Raw genomic sequence first — 6989 nt, 5'->3', positions numbered from 1 at the left:
GTCCTGGAGCCGCCGGACGTGAGCCGCCCAGCGCCACGACGGGGAACGTCGGTAGCCGTTACGATCCCACCCCGCAGACCCAATGCCCGTATTGCGTCAGTTAGTCATCTTTTCGGTATTAGTTGTGCGCTCGACCCGACCTCCGACCAGCCGAGCGGATACGGTGGACACGTTCCGGCGGGCGCGGCCCGCTGAATCCCCCCGTATCAGTGGGCTGCCCGCCGGAACCTCATTGCCGCTGGCCGCCGGGCACGCCCAGGAACCTGGCCACAGCCGCCGCCCGAGCCCAGGCCGGGTGAGAGCCAGCAGACCTCCGCACCGGTGAACTCACCGCGTTGACGTTGGCGGCATTGACCGGAGCACACCTTGCCGGGGCACACCGATGTCAGCCGACACCGAAGCCGGCTGACGGTGCCAATCTCAGCGGTGCCGGTCAGCGGTGCCGCGCGGCCGAGTGCCTGCCGCCGCCCCCGCGCCGGTTGCCCCGCTCGATCCGCGTGGTCTGCTCGCTGTCGTCCGCCGCCTGGCGGAACCGCTCGGCACCCGCGACGAACTCGTGCGGGTCGGCCGGGCCGGGCCGGGCCGGGCCCGACGGAGCACGGCGCGCATCCGGGTAGGAAGCACCGGTCTCGTTGCCGCCGCCCGCGGCAGCCGCCGATCCGGCGGCGGACCCGGCGGCGGCCTTCCGGCGCCGCGCCCGCAGGAACTCGATCAGGATGGGCACCACCGAGATCAGCACGACGAGGATCAGCATCGCCTCGACGTTCTCCCGGATGAATTCGATCTTTCCGAGGTAGAAGCCGAGGATCGTGACCCCGCAGCCCCAGAGCAGGCCGCCGACCACGTTGTAGGTGATGAAGATCCGGTAGTTCATCCGGCTCACTCCGGCGATCACCGGGGTGAAGGTCCGCACGANCGGGACGAAGCGGGCCAGCACGATCGACCGCGCGCCGTATTTCTCGNAGAACTCCTGCGCCTGGTCCACGTACTCCTGCTTGAACNGCCGTGAGTCCTGTCGCCNGAACAACGCCNGGCCGACCTTGCGACCGANCAGATAGCCCACCTGGTCACCGGCGACCGCGGCGATGCCGATCAGGGCACAGGCAAGCCACAGTGGCGTGGACACCTCGTCCTGCGAAATCAGCAGACCAAGGGNGAACAGCAGCGAGTCACCCGGGAGAAAGAACCCGACCAGCAGCCCGGACTCGGCGAAGACGATCAGCAGGACCACGGCGAGGCCGGCCTTGGCCNGGTTGTCGGCGCTGATGAACTCCGGCCCGAGGGCCAGGGTGTTCGACGAGAACGTGGTCACAGTCGANGGCCTCCTGGAGGTTCAAGCCGGTGGGCGGTGCTGACGGGAAGTCGTTCCAGGGTCTCACGCCGGTGGCGCGGCACCGCCGCGGCCTTCGGGCCACCCTAGGCCACCCGCGCCGGAGCCAACCGCATACCGCTGTCTTTGCTGCCAGCAAAGCGACCCTAACCTNACCATGTGGCCAGATACCGGAATCATCTACTCGGCCTCGTTCTCGGTGCTGTGACGTTCGCGTGTCTGCCCNCTGCCTGCGCGTCNGGCACCACGTCAGCGCAGCCCACCCGGCCTGCGGAGCCGACGGGGACGGCGCGGACACCGACACCGACACCGGTGCTCAGCTATCACCTCAGTGGCNACGGGCTGGAGGACCTCACCGCCGACGGCCGGGCGGCCAGCACGGACCTCGCCGACCTGCCCCCCGNCCAGCCCGGCGAGTTGGTCTCGAGCGCACGCGTCAGCGCACCGGACGAATTCCGCGTGTGGCGGATGCTCTACCACTCCCGCGGTCCGAACGACGAGGACCGCCTGGTGACCGGTCTCGTGGTCGCCCCCTCGGAAACCACCCCCGTCCCCCCGCAAGGTCGGCCGCTGGTCTCCTTCGGCCACGGCACGACCGGGATCAACGACTCCTGTGCACCGTCCCGCGCCGAACCGGCACTGTCGGCCGTGGGCGGGACGCTGCAGCTCGTGCGGGACGGCAACGTCCTGGCCATCACCGACTACACCGGTCTGGGCGGCCCCGGCGAGCATCCGATCTACGTGGGTGAGGGTGCGGGGGAGGCACTGCTGGACGCCGCCNGGGCAGCCCGATCGATACCGGAGGCCCAGGTGGGCCACGACGTGGTCCTGTGGGGCTACTCGCAGGGCGGCCAGGCGGCTCTCGCGGCCGCCGCGGCAGCCGGCGCCTACGCCCCCGAGCTGCGAGTCCGGGGAGCCGCGGTGACGGCCCCGCTGGTCGACCTGCCCACCTCGCTGCGCGAACTGCAGACGGTACCGGAGGGGGTCGGTTACGTCGTCCTCGCGGTGCTCGGGCTCGCCGCCGCCGATCCGAGCATCGATCCGGTCGGCATCCTCACGCCGACCGGTCGGCGGCTGACCGCGCTGGCTCGCAACAAGTGCGCCATCGACCTGCTGCTGGCGAGCGAAGGTGAGTCCATCGCCAGCGTCTTCACCCAGGACCCGTTACGGACGGAGCCGTTCGCGAGCGCGTTCAGCCGCCAGTGGCGGGAGGTCCAGCAGCCCGGTCCACCGAAGCTGGTGCTCCAGGGCGACCTGGACACCGTCATCCACCGCACGACGACGGACAGCGTCGTCAGCGCGCTCTGCGTCGCCGGTGACCCGGTCGAGTACCACCGGTACGGGCTGGCCAATCACCTCACGGTGATCGACGCGTCGATGCCGGACCTGTCCGACTGGATCGCCGCACGCTTCACCGGCGCCGCGGCGCCACTGGACATCTGTTCCCTACCCTGACCGACCGGGTCCGGGTCCGGGTCCGGGTCCACCGGATTCCACTCGACCGGCGGCGGCACCTCGTGCCGCGGCGAGCGAGAACTCGACGAGCCGCCGGTGATACGCGCTGACCGGCACCGCACGCTCCGGAGCAGACACCGCTCCGCCGGCCGGCTGACCCGCCGACCCGGGTCGGGGCTGACCGAATGCCTGGCGGCCAAAGGCCTGCCTGGTCAGCAGCGCTCCCAGGAACGCGCTGGCGGCCAGGTCGGTGTCCAGGTCGGGATGCGTCTCCCCACGTGAGCGCGCGTCGTGGAAAGCGTCCTGGACCGCCGCCGCGCNCCGGTCGACCGACTCCCGCCGGAAGGCGGCGTAGAGGCCCGGATGGCTCGCGAGCTCCGCGAGGCACCTCGCCAGAACGGACATCCGCGGCTCGGTGAAGACCGCGTCCACCAGTGGAGCCAGCCGCAGCAGGTCGCCGCGCAGCGAACCGGTCCGCGGCGGCACCAGTCCGGCGGAAAGGGNGCCGAGCGCGGCGAGGACGAGAGCGTCCCGGGTCGCCCACCGGGCGTAGATCCCACGCTTGGCCACCCCCGCGCGGGCGGCGACGCTGTTGACGCTGAACCCTCCGACNCCGTGCGCGGCGAGCTCGTCCACGGCGGCGCGCAGTACCCGAGCGTCGATGGTCGCGTCCCGCGGTCGGCCTCGGCGGGGCCGTGAACAGTCCTCGCCGGCCTGATCACCGGAANCCATCGGTCCAGACTAGGCGCCTGGCCGACGCCACAGGATGGACGTCACAGGCACGGAACACCCGAGGACCACCAGGACCCTCGAACACGGAGCGTAACCGGCGGCGGTGATGGCGCCGCCCGGCCGCGGGCGGCCGCGCGATCTGGGCCGCTGGACCGCCATCCGGGAGGGAGCGGCAGGTCGGGGGTGGTTCCGGTCTGCCGGGAACAGATCACCCAACAGACGGACAATCACTCTGGGTCACCCCTGGCGACAACTACGCACAGTGATGAAGTTGCGCAAAGTGGACCAAAGTATCCGCATTCCGTGAAGATCGGCGCCTGATGTCCTAGTGTTCCAGCAACGGCGCTGTCCACGGGCTCGCGGGACCNGTAGGAGGCCGCGAGCGATGGAGGGCGCACCGTTGCGGATCGCGTTGTTGTCGTACCGAAGTCTTCCCACTTGCGGCGGCCAGGGAGTGTACGTACGGCACCTCTCGCGCGAATTGGTTACTCTCGGTCATCAGGTTCACGTTGTGAGTGGGCCGCCCTACCCGGCTCTTGATCCCGGGGTGGGTCTCACCGAGCTACCCAGTCTCGACCTCTACCGGGACGGTGACCCGTTCCGGTGGCCGGGGATGCGGGAGTTCAGATCCCTGGCGGACGTCGTCGAGTTCGGCATGATGCGGACCGGGCAGTTCTCCGAACCGCTCGCGTTCTCGATCCGGGCCTTCGAGGCACTGCGGCCCCGCCGCGGGCAGGGCCGGCCGGACTTCGACATCGTCCATGACNACCAGGGGCTGGGCTACGGCCTGTTGCCGCTGCGCCGGGCACTGCGGCCCTACGGCATCCCGGTCGTGTCCACGGTGCACCACCCGATCACCGTCGACCGGCGGCTGCACCTGGCCGCGACGACCGGTCNGCGAGCCAGGCTCGGGGTCCGCCGCTGGTACTCGTTCCTGCCGATGCAGGCGCGGGTGGCCCGCGGGCTCGACGGCGTCGTCGTGCCTTCGGAGAGCTCACGGCACGAGATCGTCGCCGACATGAACGTACCGCTCGACCTTCTCCACACCGTCCCCCTCGGCGTCGAGTCCGACATCTTCACGCCACGCCCCGTCGACCCCGCGGCCACCTCGGACGGGTCGGAGGCGACCGCGGCGGCAGCGGCGGCAGCGGCGGGTGACACCGGCTCCGCGGCGGTCACCCGTCCCGTGCCCGGTCGGATCGTGGTGGTGACCAGCGCGGACGTCCCACTCAAGGGCCTGATGGTGCTGCTGGAGGCGCTGGCGAAACTGCGGGCCGAGCGCTCCACGCACCTGGTGTGCATCGGAAAGGTGCGCGAGGGCGGCGCGGCGCAGCGGCGGGTCGTCGAACTCGGCCTCACCGAGGCGGTCACCTTCCGCTCCAACGTGCCCCAGCCCGAGATGGTCGATCTGCTGCGCTCCGCGGAGGTCGCCGTGGTGCCGTCCCTCTACGAGGGCTTCAGCCTGCCCGCGGTCGAGGAGATGTCCTGCGGGCTGCCGCTGGTCGCCACCACCGCGGGCGCGCTGCCCGAGGTCGCCGGGCCGAACGGGGAGGCCGCGCTGCTGGTGCCACCGGGTGACCCGGGCGCGCTCGCCGGCGCGATCGGCACCCTCCTGGACGATCCGGACCTGCGGGCCCGCATGGGGGCCGCGGGCCGCCGGCGGGTGGAGGAGCGGTTCTCCTGGAAGGCCGCCGCGGCCGGCACCGCCGCCTGGTACGAACGGGAGATCGCGGCAGTCCGGGCCGCCGTCGGGGTGGGGCCGCTGGCCGCCCCCACGCCGGCCGAGGTGGGGACCCCGTCCGAGCGCGCATGCTGACCGTCGACTTCAACCGGTTCCCGGTCCCCGAGAAGGCCCGCGTCCTCGATCTCGGCTGCGGCGGCGGGCGGCACTCCTTCGAGGCCTTCCGCCGGGGCGCCCAGGTCATCGCCCTGGACTACTCGGCCGACGAGGTTTCCGGCGTCCAGAAGATGTTCGGCGCCATGGCGGCCGAGCGGGAGGCGCCCGCGGGCGCCCGGGCGGCGGCACTGCGCGGGGACGCACTCGCCCTGCCCTTCGCCGACGGCACCTTCGACCGGGTTATCGCCGCCGAGATCCTGGAGCATCTGCCGGAGGACACCGGGGCGATGGCCGAGCTCGCCCGGGTCCTGCGGCCCGGCGGGTTCGCGGCGGTCACCGTGCCGGCCCGGTTCCCGGAACGGATCTGCTGGGCGCTGTCGGACGACTACCACAACGTCGAGGGCGGGCATGTCCGCATCTACCGGCGGAACGAGCTGATCGAGAAGCTGCGCGCGAACGGCCTGGAGCTAATCGGCCACCATCGCGCGCACGCGCTGCACGCGCCGTACTGGTGGCTGCGGTGCCTGGTCGGCGTCCATGACGACGACCACCGCGCCACAAAGCTCTACCACCGCCTGCTGGTCTGGGACATGATGCGGCGCCCGGCGCTCACCCGCCGGACCGAGCGGCTCCTGGACCCGGTGCTGGGCAAGAGCGTCGTCCTGTACCTGCGCAAGCCACGGAGCCGATCCCGGCCGACCGCCGCTGACGCGTCCGGCGCGTCCGGCGCGTCCGGCGCGCCGCCGCGGGCGGGGATCGAGCGGGTCGAGGCGGGGGCCGGGCATGCCGGCGGGTGACACCCCCCTGCTGAGTCCCGAGGAACTCCGCGCCACCGCGGACGCGATAGCCGCCGTGCAGGAGCCGGACGGGGCGATTCCATGGTTCAAGGGCGGCCACACCGACGCCTGGGACCACCTGGAGTGCGCGATGGCGCTCCTGCTCGCCGGTCGGCCGGACGCCGCCGACGCCGCCTGGGACTGGCTGTGCCGCCGGCAGCGTCCGGACGGCTCCTGGGCGACCAGTTACCTCGGCGGCGACGTCCGGGAGGACTTCGCCGACAGCAACCAGTGCGCCTACGTGACCACCGCCCTGTGGCACCACTGGCTCGTCACCAGGGACCGGGCGTTCGTCGACNGGATGTGGCCGGTCGCCAGGGCGGCGATCGACTTCGTCGTGGGCCTGCAGGCACCCGGCGGCCAGATCTGGTGGGCCCGGGACGCCTCCGGGCAGCACTACCCCGAGGCCCTGATCACCGGGTGCTCCTCCACCNTGCACAGCCTGCGCTGCGGCCTCGGGCTCGCCGCGCTGGTGGACGACCCGCAGCCCGGCTGGGAACTCGCCGCGGGACGCCTGCGGCACGCCCTGCGTGATCATCCCGAGTACTTCNCCTCGCGCGCCCGCTGGTCGATGGACTGGTACTACCCCGTGATCGGCGGGGTGCTGCACGGGGCGGAGGCACGGGCCCGGCTGCGCTCCAGGNGGGACGACTTCGTCGTGGACGACCTCGGCATCAGATGTGTCGACGACCAGCCCTGGGTCACCGGCGCGGAGACCTGCGAGCTGGCCATCGCCCTGCACCTGGCCGACGACACCGCCGCCGCGGAGCGGATGGTGCGGAACATGCAGCACCTCCGG

Annotated in this window: 3 protein-coding genes and 12 pseudogenes; 8 read left to right on the top strand and 7 right to left on the bottom strand. The window is 72.0% G+C overall.

What is annotated here, in order from left to right; genetic code table 11:
* Nucleotides 1–433: 433 nt before the first annotated feature.
* The 4 pseudogenes from UG55_RS40620 to UG55_RS40590 all read right to left on the bottom strand — a co-directional run.
* Nucleotides 434–915, bottom strand: a pseudogene (locus UG55_RS40620) (DedA family protein); the annotation flags it as partial.
* A gap of 1 nt (nucleotide 916) precedes the next feature.
* Nucleotides 917–962, bottom strand: a pseudogene (locus UG55_RS40615) (hypothetical protein); the annotation flags it as partial.
* An 89-nt stretch (nucleotides 963–1051) separates the two neighbouring features.
* Nucleotides 1052–1155: pseudogene (locus UG55_RS40595) on the bottom strand (DedA family protein); the annotation flags it as partial.
* Between the two features lies 1 nt (nucleotide 1156).
* Nucleotides 1157–1250, bottom strand: a pseudogene (locus UG55_RS40590) (DedA family protein); the annotation flags it as partial.
* Nucleotides 1251–1798: 548 nt separating this feature from the next.
* Here UG55_RS40590 and UG55_RS40585 point away from each other — a divergent pair.
* Nucleotides 1799–2110 (top strand): annotated as a pseudogene (locus tag UG55_RS40585) (lipase); the annotation flags it as partial.
* Between the two features lies 1 nt (nucleotide 2111).
* The coding region (locus UG55_RS40580; protein WP_242424867.1) for a lipase family protein at nucleotides 2112–2785 on the top strand (674 nt) is incomplete at its 5' end.
* Here UG55_RS40580 and UG55_RS40575 read toward each other — a convergent pair.
* From UG55_RS40575 to UG55_RS40565, 3 pseudogenes are all read right to left on the bottom strand, one after another.
* Nucleotides 2777–3105 (bottom strand): annotated as a pseudogene (locus tag UG55_RS40575) (hypothetical protein); the annotation flags it as partial. The gene UG55_RS40580 and the pseudogene UG55_RS40575 overlap by 9 nt on opposite strands.
* A gap of 1 nt (nucleotide 3106) precedes the next feature.
* Nucleotides 3107–3217: pseudogene (locus UG55_RS40570) on the bottom strand (TetR family transcriptional regulator); the annotation flags it as partial.
* Nucleotides 3218–3289: 72 nt separating this feature from the next.
* Nucleotides 3290–3397: pseudogene (locus UG55_RS40565) on the bottom strand (TetR family transcriptional regulator); the annotation flags it as partial.
* A gap of 505 nt (nucleotides 3398–3902) precedes the next feature.
* Here UG55_RS40565 and UG55_RS40560 point away from each other — a divergent pair.
* The 6 genes and pseudogenes from UG55_RS40560 to UG55_RS47750 form a co-directional block, all read left to right on the top strand.
* A pseudogene (locus UG55_RS40560) lies at nucleotides 3903–4283 on the top strand (glycosyltransferase); the annotation flags it as partial.
* A 1-nt stretch (nucleotide 4284) separates the two neighbouring features.
* A pseudogene (locus UG55_RS40555) lies at nucleotides 4285–4413 on the top strand (glycosyltransferase family 1 protein); the annotation flags it as partial.
* Nucleotide 4414: 1 nt separating this feature from the next.
* Nucleotides 4415–5333: glycosyltransferase (locus UG55_RS40550; RefSeq protein ID WP_242424866.1), on the top strand; the 919-nt coding region annotated here is incomplete at its 5' end.
* Nucleotides 5327–6151, top strand: coding sequence for a class I SAM-dependent methyltransferase (locus UG55_RS20690; protein WP_066071882.1), 825 nt, complete (start codon nucleotides 5327–5329; stop codon nucleotides 6149–6151). The genes UG55_RS40550 and UG55_RS20690, both read left to right, overlap by 7 nt.
* Nucleotides 6138–6488 (top strand): annotated as a pseudogene (locus tag UG55_RS40545) (hypothetical protein); the annotation flags it as partial. The gene UG55_RS20690 and the pseudogene UG55_RS40545, both read left to right, overlap by 14 nt.
* 136 nt (nucleotides 6489–6624) lie before the next feature.
* A pseudogene (locus UG55_RS47750) lies at nucleotides 6625–6740 on the top strand (prenyltransferase); the annotation flags it as partial.
* Between the last annotated feature and the right edge of the window lie 249 nt (nucleotides 6741–6989).

The organism is Frankia sp. EI5c (assembly GCF_001636565.1).
In the GTDB taxonomy this organism is placed as follows: Bacteria; Actinomycetota; Actinomycetes; order Frankiales; family Frankiaceae; genus Parafrankia.
Note: the sequence above shows the minus strand (reverse complement) of the source record. Positions and strands in the feature narration are given on the sequence as shown.